General features: G+C 50.5%; 21 protein-coding genes and 2 tRNA genes. 5 read left to right on the forward strand and 18 right to left on the reverse strand.

Features of this window, described 5'->3' with window-relative positions; genetic code table 11:
• Positions 1 to 174 precede the first annotated feature (174 nt).
• Positions 175 to 251 (reverse strand) — tRNA-Met (locus BM427_RS11130).
• A 377-nt stretch (positions 252 to 628) separates the two neighbouring features.
• On the opposite strand from BM427_RS11130, the gene argG reads away from it, so the two are divergent.
• On the forward strand, positions 629 to 1,975 hold the full coding sequence (gene argG / locus BM427_RS11135; protein ID WP_090121600.1) for an argininosuccinate synthase: 1,347 nt from the start codon (positions 629 to 631) through the stop codon (positions 1,973 to 1,975).
• 120 nt (positions 1,976 to 2,095) lie between these two features.
• Here the strand turns inward: argG and BM427_RS11140 are convergent.
• The 6 genes from BM427_RS11140 to rlmE form a co-directional block, all read right to left on the reverse strand.
• Positions 2,096 to 2,182 (reverse strand) — tRNA-Leu (locus BM427_RS11140).
• A 17-nt stretch (positions 2,183 to 2,199) separates the two neighbouring features.
• Positions 2,200 to 2,532 (reverse strand): preprotein translocase subunit SecG, encoded by a 333-nt coding sequence (gene secG / locus BM427_RS11145; protein ID WP_007369924.1) that lies wholly within the window; start codon positions 2,530 to 2,532, stop codon positions 2,200 to 2,202.
• 226 nt (positions 2,533 to 2,758) lie between these two features.
• The gene (glmM, locus tag BM427_RS11150; RefSeq protein ID WP_090121601.1) at positions 2,759 to 4,096 is read right to left on the reverse strand and encodes a phosphoglucosamine mutase; all 1,338 of its coding nucleotides are present in this window, start codon (positions 4,094 to 4,096) and stop codon (positions 2,759 to 2,761) included.
• Positions 4,089 to 4,937 (reverse strand): dihydropteroate synthase, encoded by an 849-nt coding sequence (folP, locus tag BM427_RS11155; protein WP_090121603.1) that lies wholly within the window; start codon positions 4,935 to 4,937, stop codon positions 4,089 to 4,091. The genes glmM and folP overlap by 8 nt, the downstream gene beginning before the upstream one ends.
• 98 nt (positions 4,938 to 5,035) lie before the next feature.
• Entirely contained in the window at positions 5,036 to 6,967 is a 1,932-nt protein-coding gene (gene ftsH / locus BM427_RS11160) for an ATP-dependent zinc metalloprotease FtsH (protein WP_090121604.1), read from the reverse strand.
• 102 nt (positions 6,968 to 7,069) lie between these two features.
• Complete coding sequence (rlmE, locus tag BM427_RS11165; protein ID WP_090121606.1) at positions 7,070 to 7,696, reverse strand: 23S rRNA (uridine(2552)-2'-O)-methyltransferase RlmE; 627 nt, start codon at positions 7,694 to 7,696, stop codon at positions 7,070 to 7,072.
• A gap of 118 nt (positions 7,697 to 7,814) precedes the next feature.
• Between rlmE and yhbY the strand changes: the two genes are divergently transcribed.
• Positions 7,815 to 8,108, forward strand: coding sequence for a ribosome assembly RNA-binding protein YhbY (gene yhbY / locus BM427_RS11170; RefSeq protein ID WP_090121608.1), 294 nt, complete (start codon positions 7,815 to 7,817; stop codon positions 8,106 to 8,108).
• Positions 8,109 to 8,260: 152 nt separating this feature from the next.
• Here yhbY and greA read toward each other — a convergent pair whose 3' ends face one another.
• On the reverse strand, positions 8,261 to 8,737 hold the full coding sequence (gene greA / locus BM427_RS11175; protein ID WP_035887959.1) for a transcription elongation factor GreA: 477 nt from the start codon (positions 8,735 to 8,737) through the stop codon (positions 8,261 to 8,263).
• Between the two features lie 247 nt (positions 8,738 to 8,984).
• Between greA and dacB the strand changes: the two genes are divergently transcribed.
• Entirely contained in the window at positions 8,985 to 10,418 is a 1,434-nt protein-coding gene (gene dacB, locus BM427_RS11180) for a serine-type D-Ala-D-Ala carboxypeptidase (RefSeq protein WP_090121610.1), read from the forward strand.
• A gap of 248 nt (positions 10,419 to 10,666) precedes the next feature.
• On the opposite strand, the gene cgtA is transcribed toward dacB, so the two are convergent.
• The 4 genes from cgtA to rplU form a co-directional block, all read right to left on the reverse strand.
• Positions 10,667 to 11,845 carry an Obg family GTPase CgtA gene (gene cgtA / locus BM427_RS11185; protein ID WP_090121612.1) on the reverse strand — a complete coding sequence of 393 codons (1,179 nt, stop codon included), beginning with the start codon at positions 11,843 to 11,845 and terminating at the stop codon, positions 10,667 to 10,669.
• Between the two features lie 15 nt (positions 11,846 to 11,860).
• The gene (locus BM427_RS11190; RefSeq protein ID WP_090121614.1) at positions 11,861 to 12,826 is read right to left on the reverse strand and encodes a DMT family transporter; all 966 of its coding nucleotides are present in this window, start codon (positions 12,824 to 12,826) and stop codon (positions 11,861 to 11,863) included.
• Positions 12,827 to 12,922: 96 nt separating this feature from the next.
• A complete protein-coding gene (gene rpmA / locus BM427_RS11195; protein ID WP_035887967.1) occupies positions 12,923 to 13,180 on the reverse strand; it encodes a 50S ribosomal protein L27 in 258 nt (85 codons plus the stop codon).
• Between the two features lie 20 nt (positions 13,181 to 13,200).
• Entirely contained in the window at positions 13,201 to 13,512 is a 312-nt protein-coding gene (gene rplU / locus BM427_RS11200; RefSeq protein ID WP_090121616.1) for a 50S ribosomal protein L21, read from the reverse strand.
• Positions 13,513 to 13,770: 258 nt separating this feature from the next.
• On the opposite strand from rplU, the gene ispB reads away from it, so the two are divergent.
• Together ispB and sfsB are read left to right on the forward strand one after the other, a co-directional pair.
• Positions 13,771 to 14,742 carry an octaprenyl diphosphate synthase gene (gene ispB, locus BM427_RS11205; RefSeq protein ID WP_090121618.1) on the forward strand — a complete coding sequence of 324 codons (972 nt, stop codon included), beginning with the start codon at positions 13,771 to 13,773 and terminating at the stop codon, positions 14,740 to 14,742.
• Positions 14,743 to 14,946: 204 nt separating this feature from the next.
• Positions 14,947 to 15,222, forward strand: coding sequence for a DNA-binding transcriptional regulator SfsB (sfsB, locus tag BM427_RS11210; protein ID WP_090121619.1), 276 nt, complete (start codon positions 14,947 to 14,949; stop codon positions 15,220 to 15,222).
• Between the two features lie 58 nt (positions 15,223 to 15,280).
• Here sfsB and murA read toward each other — a convergent pair whose 3' ends face one another.
• The 6 genes from murA to mlaE all read right to left on the reverse strand — a co-directional run bounded on the left by murA (position 15,281) and on the right by mlaE (position 19,259).
• The gene (murA, locus tag BM427_RS11215) at positions 15,281 to 16,540 is read right to left on the reverse strand and encodes a UDP-N-acetylglucosamine 1-carboxyvinyltransferase (protein WP_090121621.1); all 1,260 of its coding nucleotides are present in this window, start codon (positions 16,538 to 16,540) and stop codon (positions 15,281 to 15,283) included.
• A 55-nt stretch (positions 16,541 to 16,595) separates the two neighbouring features.
• A complete protein-coding gene (ibaG, locus tag BM427_RS11220) occupies positions 16,596 to 16,850 on the reverse strand; it encodes a BolA family iron metabolism protein IbaG (protein WP_007369909.1) in 255 nt (84 codons plus the stop codon).
• Positions 16,851 to 16,976: 126 nt separating this feature from the next.
• Positions 16,977 to 17,270 (reverse strand): lipid asymmetry maintenance protein MlaB, encoded by a 294-nt coding sequence (gene mlaB / locus BM427_RS11225; protein ID WP_090121623.1) that lies wholly within the window; start codon positions 17,268 to 17,270, stop codon positions 16,977 to 16,979.
• Entirely contained in the window at positions 17,270 to 17,905 is a 636-nt protein-coding gene (gene mlaC / locus BM427_RS11230) for a phospholipid-binding protein MlaC (RefSeq protein ID WP_090121625.1), read from the reverse strand. The genes mlaB and mlaC overlap by 1 nt, the downstream gene beginning before the upstream one ends.
• A 15-nt stretch (positions 17,906 to 17,920) precedes the next feature.
• The gene (mlaD, locus tag BM427_RS11235) at positions 17,921 to 18,472 is read right to left on the reverse strand and encodes an outer membrane lipid asymmetry maintenance protein MlaD (protein WP_090121626.1); all 552 of its coding nucleotides are present in this window, start codon (positions 18,470 to 18,472) and stop codon (positions 17,921 to 17,923) included.
• A gap of 4 nt (positions 18,473 to 18,476) precedes the next feature.
• Entirely contained in the window at positions 18,477 to 19,259 is a 783-nt protein-coding gene (gene mlaE, locus BM427_RS11240) for a lipid asymmetry maintenance ABC transporter permease subunit MlaE (protein WP_090121628.1), read from the reverse strand.
• Positions 19,260 to 19,266 lie beyond the last annotated feature (7 nt).

Genomic DNA, 19,266 nt, shown 5'->3' on the forward strand with positions numbered 1-19,266 from the left:
CCCAGTTATTTCGTACTCAGATAACAAAAAACCCCGATAAATCGGGGCTTTAAATAACTGAACCCTATAGCCGCAACTGCGGCCTGGAGAACCTTCCGTGAGTATTTTTTTCAAATCCAGCTACGAAGGCGTCAAGTCTTCATAGTATATTTGAAAAAAAACACTTAGGGAAAGTGGTTGCGGGGGCCGGATTTGAACCGACGACCTTCGGGTTATGAGCCCGACGAGCTACCAGGCTGCTCCACCCCGCGCCTGAAACGTGGCAAATTCTACCCGATTGAGCGCGAATCTGCAAATAATGCTGGGATTTGGTACCGAAGACGGGACGTAAAATCGGTCTGCATTATATTGATAAACATGACTATCTGTCAACTGCATGTTATGTACATCTGACAAACTGCCGACTATGCATTTTATTGCGGCAAATTAGGCCTACATAAAAGATATCTCAGGCCAATAATTATGATGAAAATTGCTCTCTTCTCTTCCGGTCATCGCCAAAAGATGATTAAATGAAAACTCATTTATTTTGCATAACCATTCACTGAAATTTTCAAAAATGAGTGGCAAATAGTATGGCGTGGCTGTTAAGTCTCTCACCATCAGTCTATCAAGCAGGGATTTTTTTATGACGACGATTCTCAAGCATCTTCCTACAGGTCAACGTATTGGTATTGCTTTCTCCGGCGGTCTGGACACCAGTGCAGCGCTGCTGTGGATGCGCCAAAAAGGTGCGGTTCCATATGCATACACAGCAAACCTGGGGCAACCGGATGAGGATGACTATGACGCGATTCCCCGTCGCGCTAAGGAATATGGTGCGGAAAATGCCCGCCTGATCGACTGTCGCAAGCAACTGGTCGCTGAAGGCATCGCAGCCATTCAGTGTGGTGCGTTCCACAACACCACGGGCGGTTTGACCTATTTTAACACCACCCCGCTCGGCCGCGCGGTTACCGGCACCATGCTGGTTGCAGCAATGAAAGAAGATGGTGTGAATATTTGGGGTGATGGCAGCACCTACAAAGGGAACGATATTGAGCGCTTCTATCGCTACGGGCTGCTGACCAACGCAGAACTGAAAATCTACAAGCCATGGCTTGATACTGATTTTATCGACGAACTGGGCGGTCGTCAGGAAATGTCCGAATTCATGACTGCCTCCGGTTTTGATTACAAAATGTCAGCAGAAAAAGCGTACTCAACCGATTCCAACATGCTGGGCGCGACGCACGAAGCGAAGGATCTCGAATTCCTCAATTCCAGCGTTAAAATCGTCAACCCAATCATGGGGGTTAAATTCTGGGATGAGAACGTAAAAATTCAGGCCGAAGAAGTGACCGTTCGTTTTGAACGTGGTCACCCGGTAGCGTTGAATGGCAAAACCTTTGCCGATGACGTTGAACTGATGCTAGAAGCGAACCGCATTGGTGGACGTCATGGGCTGGGCATGAGCGACCAGATTGAAAACCGTATCATCGAAGCGAAAAGCCGTGGTATTTACGAAGCGCCGGGGATGGCTCTACTGCATATTGCATATGAGCGTCTGTTAACCGGTATTCACAATGAAGATACCATTGAACAGTATCACGCTCATGGCCGCCAGTTAGGTCGTCTGCTGTATCAGGGCCGCTGGTTCGATCCACAGGCGCTGATGCTGCGTGACTCTTTACAACGTTGGGTGGCAAGCGCAATCACGGGTGAAGTAACGCTGGAACTGCGTCGCGGTAATGATTACTCAATCCTCAATACCGTATCCGACAATCTGACTTACAAAGCAGAACGCCTGACAATGGAAAAAGGCGACTCGGTGTTCTCTCCGGATGACCGTATTGGGCAGTTGACTATGCGCAACCTGGATATCACGGATACCCGCGAAAAACTCTTCAATTACGTGCAAACCGGCTTGCTCTCCACGACTTCCGGCAATGGCCTGCCGCAGGTAGAAAATCTGGAAAACAGCGAGAAGAAATAATCGCTGACGGATTAAAAAAACGGATTAAAAAAAGACGCCTGATGGCGTCTTTTTTAATGTCTACTTTTTCGGATACGGACGAAAAAAAAGACATCTTATGATGTCTTTTTTCTGGAATATTGGTACCGAGGACGGGACTTGAACCCGTAAGCCCAATCGGGCACTACCACCTCAAGGTAGCGTGTCTACCAATTCCACCACCTCGGCACGACTTACTCAGTTACTTAGTGCGGGATATCGCTGGTCGGCTGCGCCGGCGCTGCAGGCTGAGTTTGTTCACTCTTCGCCGGTGCGCTCAGATTTTCCCACTCGCTTCCTTTATTGGTTTTATTGCTGTTAACATTACCCAGCACAAGGCTGATGATAAAAAACAGGGTTGCCAGTATACCAGTCGTGCGAGTCATGAAGTTGCCAGAACCACTTGAACCGAACAACGTGCCAGACGCGCCAGCGCCAAAGGAGGCTCCCATATCAGCGCCTTTACCTTGTTGCAGCATAATCATGGCAACAAGCGCCAGAGCCACAATAAGGAAAACAACTAAAAGAGCTTCGTACATAATCAACCTGTTCCTTGCGGTATTGCCGCAGCAAATGCTTCAACCAATAAAAGTGGGTCGTTTTTTGCTTTCCCACTGAAGCGGGTGTGAATACTAACCAAAGCGAATGACCTTCGCAAGGGCAATTTCAGTGCATTTTATCAAGTGCGGAAAAAAACAGCAAAACTACGACTTCTGTTCCGTTAAAACGCAGCAATAGCCGCCTTTTTAAGCACTTATCACACTATTATACGGCCTTCACCGCGTCGGCAATGCGATTTGCCAGCGCTGTCACCTGAGCTTCGTCTTCGCCTTCCACCATGACCCGAATTAACGGCTCGGTCCCCGACTTACGCAATAGCACACGCCCACGGCTACCCAGAGTAGCTTCTACCTCAGCCATCGTCGTTTTTACATGCTCGTCTTCCAGGGGATCGCCCTTGCCAGCCGTAAAATGCACATTGACAAGCACCTGCGGGAACATCTTCATACCACTACATAAATCGTGCAGCGACATATGATTACGCACCATTGCCGCCACAACCTGCAAACCCGCAACGATACCATCTCCGGTCGTCGTTTTATCCAGCAGGATCACATGGCCAGAGTTCTCTGCACCAATGCGCCAACCTTTTTCTTGCATTTTTTCGAGGACATAGCGATCGCCTACTTTCGCGCGAGCAAAAGGAATGCCCAATTGCTTAAGCGCCAGTTCCAGACCCATATTGCTCATCAGCGTGCCAACAGCGCCGCCACGTAATTGCCCTTGACGCAAACCTTCACGCGCAATGATGTACATAATCTGGTCGCCATCCACTTTGGTACCTTCATGATCCACCATGATCACGCGATCGCCATCGCCGTCAAAAGCGATACCAAGATCCGCCTTTTCTGCCAGGACACGTTGCTGCAATGCACTGACATCCGTTGCACCGCATTTTTCATTGATATTTACACCGTCAGGCTCACAACCCATGGTGATGACCTTCGCACCCAACTCGCGGAACACATTCGGTGCGATGTGGTAAGTTGCCCCGTTAGCGCAATCAACTACGATTTTTAGCTCGTTCAGGCTCAGTTCATTGGGGAATGTGGCTTTGCAGAATTCAATATAACGTCCGGCAGCATCAACAATGCGGCTTGCTTTACCCAGCTCAGCGGAATCGACGCAGGTCAGTTCTTTCTCCATTTCCGCTTCAATCGCCTCTTCAACCGCATCAGGCAGTTTAGTGCCATCAATTGAGAAGAACTTGATGCCATTGTCATAAAATGGGTTATGCGATGCGGAAATAACAATCCCCGCTTCAGCACGGAAAGTGCGGGTCAGATAGGCAACAGCCGGTGTCGGCATCGGACCAGTAAAAGAGGCGGACAATCCAGCAGCCGCAAGCCCGGCTTCAAGAGCGGATTCCAGCATATAACCGGAAATACGGGTGTCCTTACCAATAATAATTTTCCGTGAACCGTGGCGTGCCAGTACTTTTCCCGCGGCCCAACCCAGCTTGAGAACAAAATCCGGGGTGATAGGTGCGTCACCGACTCGGCCACGAATGCCATCAGTGCCAAAATATTTACGATTACTCATAGCGTTTGTTTTCCTTCGCTGACAGCGTGGCTTCAACCACCCGCATAGCTTCTACCGTTTCTTTTACATCGTGAACACGAATAATCTGCGCCCCCTGCATTGCCGCAATCACCGCACACGCAAGGCTCCCACTCAAACGCTCAGAAGGGCCGACATTGAGCAGTTGTCCGACCATAGATTTACGTGACATTCCAACCAGCAGCGGCAACCCAAAGTGATGAAATTCCGCCAGGTGGGCAAGCAGTGCATAATTGTGCGAGAGATTCTTACCGAAACCGAACCCCGGGTCGAGTATCAATTTCTCTCTTGCGATACCGGCCTTTTCACAACGGGTAATATGTTCGGCAAAGAAGCGATTTACATCAACAAACACATCCTCATACTTCGGCGCTTCTTGCATTGTTTTGGGTTGTCCCTGCATATGCATCAGGCACACCGGTAAACCGGTCGTAGCGGCAGCATCCATCGCACCCGGTTCCGTCAACGAGCGGATATCATTAATAATATGTGCTCCTGCACGAGCGGATTCTAGAATGACTTCGGGCTTCGACGTATCGACTGAGATCCAGACCTCAAAACGCCGGGCTATCGCCTCAACCACCGGGACCACTCGCTCCAGTTCCTCTTCCACACTGACTTCCGCTGCGCCCGGCCTTGTGGACTCACCGCCAACATCCACAATTGTCGCCCCGGCGTTGATCATCAAATTGGCATGTTTGACTGCCTCAACTAACGTATTGTGCGTGCCACCATCGGAAAATGAATCCGGCGTAACGTTGAGGATTCCCATCACGTGCGGATGGGAAAGATCGAGTATGGTGCCCTGGGCGTCGAGTTTCATGACTTAAAGTTCCTGCATTGTTGCGGTTAATACAATAAAGAAAACCCCGGAGCATGCCCCAGGGTTTTTTAGTTAGAACAGGTTCAGCAACAGATAACTTATTTGTCGCCCAGTTGCTCAGACATGGTGTTTCCTGGGTTCGGCGTACCCGGTTCATCAACCGGACGCGGCGCACGCGGAGTACCGTTGTTGTCAGAGTTGTTCGCGCCAGGATCTTCCCAACCTGCCGGCGGACGTACTTCGCGGCGCGCCATCAGGTCATCAATCTGCGGAGCATCGATGGTCTCATATTTCATCAGAGCATCCTTCATTGCATGCAGAATATCCATGTTATCGTTCAGGATCTGACGTGCACGATCGTAATTACGCTCGATCAAAGCTTTCACTTCCTGGTCAATAATACGCGCGGTCTCATCAGACATATGTTTCGCTTTCGCCACAGAACGGCCAAGGAAAACCTCGCCCTCTTCTTCGGCGTAGAGCAACGGACCGAGTTTGTCAGAGAAGCCCCACTGGGTAACCATGTTACGCGCCAGATTGGTCGCAACTTTAATATCGTTGGACGCACCGGTAGAAACATGTTCGACACCGTAGATAATCTCTTCCGCAAGTCGACCACCGTACAGCGTGGAGATCTGGCTTTCCAGTTTCTGACGGCTGGCGCTAATAGCATCACCTTCCGGCAGGAAGAACGTCACACCCAATGCACGACCGCGCGGAATAATCGTCACTTTATGCACCGGATCATGTTCCGGCACCAGACGGCCAATAATTGCATGACCTGCTTCGTGGAAGGCCGTGGACTCTTTCTGCGCTTCCGTCATCACCATGGAACGGCGTTCCGCACCCATCATGATTTTGTCTTTCGCTTTTTCGAACTCGACCATCGAAACCACGCGTTTGTTACCGCGAGCGGCAAACAGTGCAGCTTCATTGACTAAGTTCGCCAGATCGGCACCGGAGAAGCCCGGCGTACCGCGCGCGATAATCGCGGCATCGACATCCGGCGAAAGTGGTACGCGACGCATATGCACTTTCAGGATCTGCTCACGACCGCGAACATCCGGCAAACCAACCACAACCTGGCGGTCAAAACGACCAGGACGCAGCAACGCAGGGTCGAGTACGTCAGGACGGTTCGTTGCAGCGATAACGATAATACCTTCGTTACCTTCGAAGCCGTCCATCTCAACCAGCATCTGGTTCAACGTTTGTTCGCGTTCATCGTGACCGCCACCAAGGCCAGCGCCACGCTGGCGCCCAACGGCGTCAATTTCATCAATGAAGATAATACACGGTGCCGCTTTCTTGGCCTGCTCGAACATGTCGCGCACACGAGAAGCACCAACGCCCACAAACATTTCAACGAAGTCAGAACCGGAAATCGTGAAGAATGGAACCTTCGCTTCCCCCGCAATCGCTTTCGCCAGCAGCGTTTTACCGGTACCCGGGGGACCGACCATCAACACGCCTTTGGGGATCTTACCGCCCAGCTTCTGGAAGCGGCTCGGTTCACGCAGATATTCGACCAGTTCGGCAACCTCTTCTTTCGCTTCGTCGCAACCAGCAACGTCAGCGAAAGTAGTTTTGATCTGATCTTCAGTCAGCATGCGCGCTTTACTCTTACCGAACGACATGGCACCTTTGCCACCGCCGCCCTGCATCTGTCGCATAAAGAAAATCCAGACACCAATCAGCAACAGCATCGGGAACCAGGAAATGAAGATATTTGCCAGCAGGCTCGGCTCTTCAGGCGGCTCACCAACGACCTTGACGTTTTTCGTCAGCAGGTTATCAAGTAGTTTCGGATCGTTGACCGGGATGTAAGTCGTGTAACGGTTACTATCTTTCTTGGTAACGTTGATCTCACGTCCGTTGATACGCGCTTCGCGAACCTGGTCCTGGTTGACCTCTTGCAGGAAGGTAGAATAATCCACCTTACGGCTATTAGACTCGCTGGGCCCAAAGCTCTGGAATACTGACATCAGCACAACGGCAATGACCAGCCAGAGTATTAGGTTTTTCGCCATGTCACTCAAGGGATTAACCTCATATTACAACTGTGTTAAAAACAGCGTCAGGATACAACATATCCAGTTTCTTTCAAACCAAAGGCCGAAATCAACGGGGTATCATTTTCGCCCGGTCGCTACAATATACACTTCGCGTGAACGCGCACGAGAAGAGTCCGGTTTACGCACTTTTACCTTCGTAAACATGGAACGAATTTCCGTGAGATATTCATCGAAACCTTCGCCCTGAAACACCTTTACTAAAAAACTTCCGCCTGGTGCCAGCACATCGCGGCACATATCCAGCGCCAACTCAACCAGATACATTGAGCGAGGGATATCAACCGCTGGCGTTCCGCTCATGTTTGGCGCCATATCAGACATCACAACCTGGACTTTACTATCACCGACACGTTCCAGTAATGCTTTCAGGACTAATTCATCACGAAAATCGCCCTGAAGGAAGTCCACACCAACGATTGGATCCATCGGTAAAAGATCGCAAGCGATAATGCGGCCATTGCCGCCAATCTGAGTGACCGCATATTGCGACCATCCACCCGGCGCCGCACCGAGATCAACAACTGTCATCCCCGGCTTAAAAAGGTTGTCACTTTGCTGTATTTCATCAAGTTTAAACCAGGCACGGGAACGCAACCCTTTTTTCTGCGCCTGTTGAACATATTTATCGCTAAAGTGTTCCTGAAGCCAGCGGCTCGAGCTGGCAGAACGCTTTTTACCTGTCATTTAACTTTCCATCCGGGTTCATCGTCGACATCGATAAATTTCGACGCACAATTTGGCGATACACAGGAGATGGCGGTAGAATGACCCGTTTTCAATCCCAACGTAAGCAAAATATACGATGAATCTGAGTACTAAACAAAAACAGCACCTTAAAGGTCTGGCACATCCGCTCAAGCCGGTAGTTATGCTTGGCAATAATGGTTTGACCGAAGGGGTGCTGGCCGAGATTGAACAAGCGTTAGAGCACCATGAACTTATCAAGGTGAAGATCGCCTCTGAAGACAGAGAAACTAAGTCCTTGATTGTGGAAGCTATCGTTCGCGAAACCGGTGCCTGCAACGTACAGGTCATCGGTAAAACGCTGGTGCTTTATCGCCCAACCGCGGAGCGTAAAATTTCGCTGCCACGCTAAGGATATCCTGAATTGAACACAAAAGCTGTGTAAAACGAGGGTTTTTCGCCAGCAGACGAGCAAAATGCCACGCTCCTGGTATTGATAAAAGGCCGCAATGCGGCCTTTTTCCTTTCTTTACAATAGATCGACAGACGTGACCTGTATTGTCATCACAAATATTCTACTTTGATGATTTCGTATTCAACTTCGCCGCCCGGTGTGCGGATCACCACAACATCATCCTGCTCTTTACCTACCAAACCACGCGCGATCGGTGAATTTACAGAAATAAGGTTCTGTTTAAAGTCAGCTTCGTCGTCACCAACAATGCGGTAAGTCTGTTCTTCGTCGTTATCAAGATTCAAAACGGTAACCGTTGCGCCAAAAATGACGCGCCCGTTTTTCGGCATTTTCGTGATATCGATAACCTGCGCATTGGAGAGCTTCGCTTCAATGTCTTTGATTCGGCCTTCGCAAAAACCCTGCTGTTCTCGCGCAGCATGGTATTCAGCGTTCTCTTTTAGATCGCCATGCTCGCGGGCTTCCGCAATAGCGGCGATGATTTCAGGGCGGCGAACGGATTTCAGAAACTCCAGCTCTTCGCGCAGTTTTTCTGCACCACGTAAGGTCATCGGAATAGCTTGCATTTGTTATACCTCTTAAACATTCCTGTAAGGAGCGTTAGCCCGCCCCGTCTGCTCTGTCTCTCCGCTTACAGCGTTTCTCGCCGGGCAAGAGCAAAAGAAAACTGGCCCGGGGACAAAGCCCCAGGTCAGCTACAATTTTTCAATTTGATACGTATTTTACCCGGAAGTTCACTATGGGTCATCGTTTACTTTCCGGGGTGTTGCGCCGTAGTATGACGGCTTGTTTCCTGGTTGTTAGCGCGAGATTATGCGATTTTCTAGCTTTATCATTGTATTGACTACTAGTATAGCCCTGACTGCACAGGCCGCGAATGTTGACGAATATATTAATCAACTCCCGGACGGCGCGAATTTAGCCCTGATGGTTCAAAAAGTAGGCGCTCAGACGCCCGAGATTGATTACCACGGTAAGCAAATGGCGCTTCCTGCGAGTACGCAAAAGGTGATTACCGCATTGGCGGCACTTTTGCAACTCGGGCCGGACTTTCGCTTTACAACCACGCTGGAAAGCAAAGGTTCTGTCGAAGATGGGGTATTAAAAGGCGACTTAATTGCGCGATTTGGTGGCGATCCGACGTTAAAACGCCAGGATATTCGCAATATGATTAACGCGCTGAAAAAATCAGGCGTGCAGAAAATCGATGGTAACGTGCTGATCGATACCTCTATTTTCGCCAGCCACGATAAAGCTCCGGGCTGGCCCTGGAATGATCTGACGCAGTGCTTTAGCGCTCCCCCGGCAGCGGCGATTATCGATCGCAATTGCTTCTCGGTGTCGCTGTACAGTGCGCAAAAACCAGGTGATCTGGCTTATATACGCATCGCCTCTTATTACCCCGTCAATATGTTCAGCCAGGTTCGCACCCTGGCGCGTGGTTCATCAGAAATACAATATTGTGAACTCGATGTCGTGCCCGGCGATTTAAACCGCTTCACACTCACCGGCTGTCTGCCTCAGCGAGCAGACCCGCTACCACTGGCGTTCGCCATCCAGGATGGTGCAAGCTATGCTGGTGCCATTATTAAAGACGAACTCAAAACTGCAGGCATCACTTACACTGGCACGCTGCTGCGACAGACGCAGGAAAACCAGCCAGGTACGGTGATCGCCAGCAAGCAATCAGCACCATTACACGACCTGCTCAAGATCATGTTGAAGAAATCGGACAATATGATTGCCGATACCGTCTTTCGCATGATCGGACATGCTCATTTTGGCGTGCCCGGCACCTGGCGAGCAGGCTCAGATGCAGTTCGTCAGATTCTGCGCCAGCAGGCCGGTATTGATTTGGGAAATACGATTATTGCAGATGGTTCAGGTCTGTCGCGCCATAATTTGCTGGCGCCATCAACCATGATGCAGGTCCTGCAATATATTGCGCAACATGATACTGAGCTCAATTTTATCTCTATGCTGCCGCTGGCTGGATACGATGGTTCGCTGCAATACCGTGCAGGCCTGCATGAAGCGGGCGTAGATGGTAAGGTTTCTGCGAAGACTGGGTCATTGCAGGGTGTGTATAACCTGGCCGGATTTATTACTACCGCCAGCGGTCAACGGATGGCCTTTGTACAGTACCTCTCAGGCTATGCGGTGGAACCTGAGGATCAACGAAACCGTCGTATTCCGTTGGTTCGCTTTGAGAGCCGTCTGTACAAAGATATCTACCAGAACAACTAGTAAAAATCCGCCTTCAATGAAGGCGGCATCGTTACGCCCAAAAAGGGCGAATCAAGCACCTTAAAAAGAAGTTTTTGCCGCTCCTGGAAGATTTAAATCTGAAACAATAAGACAGAACCAAAACTTGTTGATGACTACGACCACAGAACGTGGTTTTCGGTTAACAATAAAAATGCCGGGGAGTTCTGCACTGCCCCGGCATTTCCGTGATTACAAGAGCGCCCCACGAAATCAGGGCGTTTCACGTATTAACGTTTGTAGATGAACTCAACGCCTTCTTCGTCGCCTTCATCCCAGTCATCATCCCACTCTTCGTCATCTTCAGCCGTCACTCCAGCATCTTCGAGCTGTTGGCGATGATAATCATCCCACATAAACTCAACTTTCTCAGGCTGCTGCTCTTCCTGAGCCTGCGAGATCGGGTTTTCAATGATGAACGTCATCACATCCCAGCACAGTTCTTTGACGCCCTGCTGGCTGGCAGCAGAAATCAGGTAGAATTTATCTTCCCAGCCCAGTGCTTCTGCGATCGTTTTCGCTTTCTCTTCCGCTTCAGCTTTGTCCATCATGTCAATCTTGTTGAACACCAACCAGCGCGGTTTAGAAGCCAGCTTTTCGCTGTATTTTTCCAGTTCGCCGACGATAACGCGCGCGTTTTCAGCCGGATCGGAACCATCGATCGGAGCGATGTCGATCAGATGCAGCAACACACGGCAGCGTTCCAGATGCTTCAGGAAACGAATACCAAGGCCTGCGCCATCGGCAGCCCCTTCAATCAGCCCCGGGATGTCAGCAATGACAAAGCTTTTTTCGTTATCCATACGGACAACGCCCAGACTTGGTACCAGCGTAGTAAACGGATAATCCGCCACTTTCGGTTTAGCAGCAGACACTGCACGAATAAAGGTTGATTTACCCGCATTCGGCATCCCCAGCATTCCCACGTCCGCCAGCAGCATCAGTTCCAGTTGTAGATCGCGTTTATCACCCGGTGTACCCATCGTTTTCTGACGCGGAGTACGGTTAACAGATGATTTAAAACGGCTATTACCCAGACCATGCCAGCCACCTTTGGCAACCATCAGACGCTGACCATGCTTGGTCATGTCACCCATGGTTTCGCCAGTGCCCTGATCGATAACACGCGTACCAACCGGCACCTTGACCGTGATGTCTTTACCGCGTTTACCGGTACAATCCCGGCTCTGACCGTTCTGACCGCGCTCAGCGCGGAAAGATTTTTCAAAACGGTAGTCAATCAGCGTGTTCAGGTTTTCGTCCGCTTCCAGCCAGACATCACCACCATCACCGCCATCGCCGCCGTCAGGGCCACCTTTCGGAATATACTTCTCACGACGGAAACTTACACAGCCGTTACCACCATCACCCGCCACGACAAGGATCGTAGCTTCATCAACAAACTTCATTTTACTCTCCGTAACTCATTCGCCTGAGCGGGGCACAGTGACAACCACTTCACGCCTGCGCCAACGTCCCAGTAGACGATGGCCAATAGCGGAAAACATGGCGCCCGCAACCACGACAAACGCACCGAGATAACCGACCAGGTTTAACATCGGTCTGGCGAAAACATCGGGCCAGGCCATTGATAAAAAATCTGAAAATAACAACGTAAACAGCGGCGTCAGCGTAATCAATGCGCTTACCTGCGCCGCCTGCCAGCGCGCCATTGCTTCCGCCAGCGCACCGTATCCAACCAGTGTATTCAGCCCGCAGAAAATCAGGCAAGCGAGTTGCCAGTGGCTCAGTTGGAACAGCACGCCGGGCTTTGCCAGCGGCAACAATGCTATCGTACATAAAGTGTACAGCAAAAAGAGGATTTGCTGAGATGCCAGGCGACGCAATAATATTTTTTGCGCGACGCCGTAGCTCACCCAGACAATTGCCGCACCGACCCCAAAAATGACACCCCAGGTGTAATCGGTCAGTCGGGTAAAAATCTCCATCAGGCTGGTATTAAAAAACATCACAAGGCCACTGATTAGCATCAATGCACCAATCACCTGGGTACCACGCATCTTCTCTTTTAGAATAAAGACGCTGGCAATCATCATACCTACGGGAGAAAGCTGGCCTATCACCTGCGAGGCCGTCGGGCTGACATACTGCAAGGAAGAGCTAAACAGGATAAAGTTCCCGAACAACCCACCAGTAGCAATAGCCAATAAAATTAACCAACGCGGCTTACGAAACATTTGCAGTGGAGGAAGTTTCCTCTTGTAGCCCAGAATCAGCCCAAGGCCGATTCCTGCCATTAAAAAGCGATAAAATACCACCGTAGGCGGCTCCATCACTTCCAGCACCTGCTTCATCGCAATAGGTAGCGCACCCCAGCACATCGCGGTGATGAGCGCCAGGGCGATACCTATGCCTGCCTGCTGTTTCATGCCCGTATTCCTTGCCAGAAATTTTGCCGGACTTCTAATGTAAAAAGCCCCGCAACGTGTTGCGGGGCTTTATTCCGTTACCGGGACGCGAAAAACTTATTCAGCTACGATGCTGATGAATTTACGGTTTTTCGGGCCTTTAACTTCGAACTTAACTTTACCGTCAGTCAAAGCGAACAGAGTGTGGTCACGGCCGCAACCTACGTTAGGACCAGCATGGAACTTGGTGCCACGCTGACGAACGATAATGCTACCTGCCAGAACTGCTTCACCGCCAAAACGTTTTACGCCCAGACGTTTAGCTTCTGAATCGCGACCGTTACGAGTTGAGCCGCCAGCCTTTTTATGTGCCATTTAAATCTACTCCTCGGGTCTTAGGCGCTGATGCCAGTAATTTTCACATCAGTGAACCACTGACGATGGCCCTGCTGCTTACGGTAGTGTTTACGACGACGAAACTTAACGATTTTAACTTTCTCGCCACGACCATGAGCAACAACTTCAGCTTTGATTAGGCCGCCATCAACGAAAGGAACGCCGATTTTGACTTCTTCACCATTTGCGATCATCAGCACTTCAGCGAACTCAATAGATTCGCCAGTTGCGATGTCCAGCTTTTCCAGGCGAATGGTCTGACCTTCGCTTACTCGGTGTTGTTTACCACCACTTTGGAAAACCGCGTACATATAAAACTCCGCTTCCGCGCACATATTCTGATCAATCAGAGTGCGCTACAAATATTCACAATAGGGCGCGAATATTACGCAAGTCGGGAAGCTTTGACAAGAGAGATTGTCACTCATCGAAGAAAAAAAACACAACTTGTAAGGTAACGTTTATCTGGCGCGTTTTTACAGTACAATCAACAATACTATTCTAACCCGTAACCCTTTGTTATCCCATTTTGATATGTGGTAAACAGGACTGAAAGCCCGGCTTTTGCGATGAATTTAGAAAAAATCAATGAGTTAACCGCGCAAGATATGGCGGGTGTGAATGCGACGATCCTGCAACAACTCAACTCGGATGTTCAGCTAATTAACCAGTTGGGTTATTACATCGTTAGCGGCGGTGGCAAACGCATCCGTCCAATGATAGCAGTACTGGCGGCCCGCGCCGTTGGATATGAAGGCAATTCACACATCACGATCGCAGCGCTGATCGAGTTTATTCACACTGCAACACTTCTGCATGACGATGTTGTGGATGAATCAGACATGCGTCGCGGCAAAGCGACAGCCAATGCCGCATTTGGTAATGCAGCCAGCGTGCTGGTCGGGGATTTTATCTATACTCGCGCTTTCCAGATGATGACCAGTCTCGGTTCGCTGAAAGTGCTGGCAGTGATGTCAGAAGCTGTGAACGTCATTGCAGAAGGTGAAGTGCTGCAATTGATGAACGTCAACGACCCTAACATCACCGAAGAAAACTACATGCGCGTTATCTATAGCAAAACAGCACGTCTGTTTGAAGCGGCGGCGCAATGTTCCGGTCTGCTGGCCAGCTGCAGCGAAGCACAGGAAAAAGGCTTACAGGATTACGGCCGTTATCTGGGAACCGCGTTCCAGTTGATCGACGACTTGCTGGATTACAGCGCTGATGGCGAGACATTGGGTAAAAACACAGGTGATGACCTGAACGAGGGTAAACCCACGTTGCCACTGTTGCATGCTATGCACCACGGAACTTCAGAACAGGCACAGATGATTCGCGAAGCCATTGAGCAAGGTAATGGTCGGCATCTTCTGGAACCTGTACTGGAAGCAATGGCAGCTTGCGGCTCCCTGGAGTGGACCCGTCGTCGTGCCGAAGAAGAAGCCGATAAGGCGATTTCTGCTCTACAGGTTCTGCCTGATACCCCGTGGAGAGAGGCGCTGATCGGTCTGGCGCATATCGCCGTGCAACGCGATCATTAACCCTTCCAGATTCCCGCGCGTTGGCGCGGGAAAGTTCCTGTAAGTTTCCATAAAAAACAACATCCCCTTCAAATCATCTGACAGCATTGCCTTGTCAAAATCCTAAAACACAAAATATATATGAACTTTTTAGAACAAAAACTCTTGTATGAGTATAGTAAGTATCACAAAAGGATTGGTATCAACCTCTATCAGGGAGATGTTATGGAAACGAAATTCATCGACTGGCATCAAGCCGATATTATTGCGGGGCTGCGTAAAAAAGGGACATCATTGGCAGCAGAATCACGAAAAAACGGGTTAAGCTCATCCACCCTTGCGAATGCACTGTCCCGTTCCTGGCCGAAAGGAGAGTTGATTATCGCCAGGGCGCTGGGAACAGAGCCGTGGGTAATATGGCCATCGCGCTATTACGACCCCGTCACGCATGCATTTATTGATAAAACAAAGCTCATGCGCAAAAAGCGCGGCAATAAGTAAGTAAAACAGTCCAAATAAAAAGGGAGCCGAAGCTCCCTTCTTTGCCGCTAACTGTCGCTTACTCGCCTTTTACGCGCTCGATGTTTGCACCAAGAGCGCTGAGCTTATCTTCAATGCGTTCGTAGCCGCGATCGATATGATAGATACGATCAACAATGGTTGTCCCTTCAGCAATACAACCCGCGAGCACCAGGCTTGCAGAAGCACGTAGGTCGGTCGCCATTACCTGAGCGCCAGAAAGTACTTCTACACCGTGGCAAATCGCCGTATTGCTTTCAATTTCCGCATGTGCACCCATGCGGATCAACTCCGGAATGTGCATGAAACGGTTTTCGAAAATGGTTTCAGTAATGACACCGGTTCCTTCAGCGACCAGATTCAGCAGTGTAAATTGCGCCTGCATGTCGGTCGGGAAACCCGGATGCGGCGCAGTTCGCACATTTACTGCTTTCGGGCGTTTGCCATGCATGTCGAGGCTAATCCAGTCTTCACCGACCTCAATTTCAGCCCCTGCATCACGCAGTTTCGCCAGCACCGCATCCAGAGTATCCGGCTGGGCATTGCGACAGACAATTTTGCCGCCGGAGATCGCCGCTGCAACGAGGAAAGTCCCCGTTTCAATACGATCGGGCAACACGCGATAAACACCACCGCCAAGGCGCTGTACGCCTTCGATAGTGATGCGGTCAGTACCCATACCGGAGATTTTCGCACCAAGCGTGTTGAGGAAGTTTGCTGTATCGACAATTTCCGGCTCACGGGCAGCATTCTCGATGATGGTAGTACCTTCTGCCAGAGTGGCTGCGGACATAATCGTAACCGTCGCGCCGACGCTCACTTTATCCATCACAATGTGAGCGCCTTTCAGGCGTCCGTTGACAGAGGCTTTTACGTACCCCTCTTCCAGTTTGATCTCGGCACCCAACTGCTCCAGGCCGGTTATGTGCAAATCCACTGGACGCGCACCGATTGCACAACCACCCGGCAGTGAAACCTGCCCCTGGCCGAAACGGGCAACCAACGGTCCCAGCGCCCAAATAGAGGCACGCATGGTTTTTACCAGATCGTACGGCGCGCAGAATACATTCACTTTGCTGGCATCGATCCATACGGATCCGTTACGCTCCACCTTCGTACCCAGTTGGCTCAGCAGCTTCATGGTTGTATCAATATCTTTCAGTTTCGGAACGTTGCGGATTTCGACCGGTTCTTCTGCCAGCAGGGCGGCAAAGAGGATCGGCAATGCGGCATTTTTCGCACCTGAAATTTTTACCTCGCCCTGGAGACGCGTTGGCCCCTGTACACGAAACTTATCCATTCATCTGATCTCTGTTAAGAATTCACACGCGCGGCGGGACAAGCCCCACCTACGCTCAAAAACCGTTTAATTTGCGATCGCGAGCCCACTCTTGCGGCGTATATGCTTTGATCGACAGGGCATGAATACGGTTATCCGCTATGTATTCCATCAGCGGGCCATAGATGGTTTGCTGTTTCTTTACCCGGCTCATGCCGTCAAAAATCTCACCCACAGCGACAACCTGAAAATGGCTGCCATCGCCAGTGACGTGGGCTTCCTGGAGAGAGAGTGCGTTCATAAGCACTGTCTGAATTTCATGATTTTCCATGGGCGTAAATATCATCTGATAGTGAAAACAGTCACACATCTTAGAGGAAAGTGACGCGGTCTTAAACAAGCAAAAAGCCCCATCAATATAAAGGACGGGGCTTTAGATAGTAACGCTTTGAAAAAATTAGCGAGGGAGTACATCCCCTGGTAGGTTATACAGTGCCGCAAGCGTCACAACATTATCACTCATTCCAGCCAGTGAAATAGCAGCACCCTGCTTTTTTCCCTCAGCAATAAGATGAATCAATAAAGCGACACCAGCCGTATCAACGCGAGTCACGCCCTGTAAATCGATGCACGTTACGCCTTTCATTGCCTCTACGCGTGCATTATAGAGTGGGTTGAGAACATCCTGGTTCAGTTCCCCCTGCAACGTCAGGCTTTTACCCTCGCGTGACCAACTGAGCTGCGGCGTCATTATTTCTTCTCGTCCAGGGTTATTTTCTGGCGGGAAATAGACTGCAATTCCGCAGTCAGACCATCGATACCTTTCGTACGCAACAGATCGCTCCACTCATTCTGTTTTGTGGTGATCATGCTGACCCCTTCGGCAATCATGTCGTAGACCTGCCAGTTTCCGCTCTGAGTGTTTTTACGCCACTGGAAATCTAGTCGCACAGGCGGACGGCCGTTTGGATCAATAATGGTTACGCGGATCGGCACAATAGTGGCATCACCCAGCGGCTGTTCCGGCGCAATTTGATAAGTCTGGCCGTGATACATCGCGAGCGCCTGGCCGTAAGCCTGTTTCAGATACTCACGGAAAGCGGCAAAATACGCTTCTCGCTGCGCCGGCGTAGCTTCTTTATAGTAACGACCCAGCACCAGCGCACCAGCATACTTCACCTGTACATACGGCAGCAGTTCCTGATCGACGACATCACGCAGGTAATCTGGGTTAGCGCGAATCTGCGGCTGCTCATTTTTGAGGCGATCGAACGTTTTCTGCGCCGCATCTTTCATTGCTGTATACGGGTTGCTCTGATCGGCAGCGACTGCCGCACCCAGCGGTGCCACTACCAATAGGGCAACCATTAATAAGCGTTTAAACATAACTCGACTCTCCTCTTAATGCGTCTGGCCAACAGACGGTGCGGTTTGAGTATTCCCTTCTCCATGCACGGCCGCATCGCCTGAATTCTTATTGTCACCGCCTTTACTGTTGTAAAGGAATTGTCCGATGAGATCCTCAAGCACTATCGCTGACTTGGTGTCCTGAATTGTGCTGCCATCTTTGAGCATCGAGGTTCCCATTTCTGGATCGTCAAACCCGACATTCAACGCCAGGTACTGTTCCCCCAGCAAACCCGACGTGCGGACAGACAGCGAACTGGTATCTGGGATCTGGTTATAACGATCGTCGATATCCAGCGCGACGCGCGGCAGATAAGTTTTAGGATCAAGCGAGATATCAGCAACGCGACCAATCACTACCCCGCCAATGCGGACCGGCGAGCGCACTTTTAGGCCGCCAATATTGTCGAACGTTGCGTAAACGCGGTAAGTCGGTTGAGTACGCATTGACGTGACATCCGCCGCCTTCAGGCAGATGAAGAGTGCAGCCAGAAGCGCCAGCACCAGAAAAACACCTACCCAGATTTCACTTTTTTTCGTTTGCATGAACTCAATTCCCAAACATCAATGCGGTGAGCACAAAATCAAGACCAAGTACGGCCAGCGAGGAGTGTACAACGGTGCGCGTTGTCGCACGGCTGATCCCGGCAGAAGTCGGGATCGCATCGTAACCGTTAAACAAGGCAATCCAGGTTACGGTAATAGCAAAGACCACGCTTTTTATCAGACAGTTCACCAGGTCCCGTCGCAGTTCAATGGCGTTTTGCATCGCCGTCCAGAAAAAACCGCTATCAATACCTTTCCAGTTAACCCCGACCAGCGAACCACCCCAAATCCCGACCGCAACAAAAATAATCGTCAGCAGCGGCAGCGAGATAACACCAGCCCAAAAACGGGGAGAAATCACGCGACGTAACGGATCAACCGCCATCATCTCCAGGCTGGAGATCTGCTCGGTAGCGCGCATCAGACCTATCTCGGCTGTCAACGCAGAACCCGCGCGGCCAGCAAACAGCAGCGCCGCAACCACCGGCCCCAGTTCACGCAGCAGCGACAGCGCCACCAGCATGCCAAGGCTCGTTTCTGCACTGTAAGTCGTCAGCACCAGATAACCCTGCAAGCCAAGGACCATACCAATAAACACGCCGGAGACAATAATGATGACCATGGATAACACGCCGACGTTATAGAGCTGGCGAACCAGCAACGGCGCATGCTTACGGAATTCTGGCTTGCCGATCACCGCGTTGAACAGCATCAAACCGGCACGCCCAAATGTGGCGATCGTTTTGATACCGCGATGTCCAAGCGTCGCCAGTGCATTTAACAGCATGAGCGTC

The sequence above is a fragment of the Kosakonia arachidis genome (assembly GCF_900116535.1).
GTDB lineage: Bacteria > Pseudomonadota > Gammaproteobacteria > Enterobacterales > Enterobacteriaceae > Kosakonia > Kosakonia arachidis.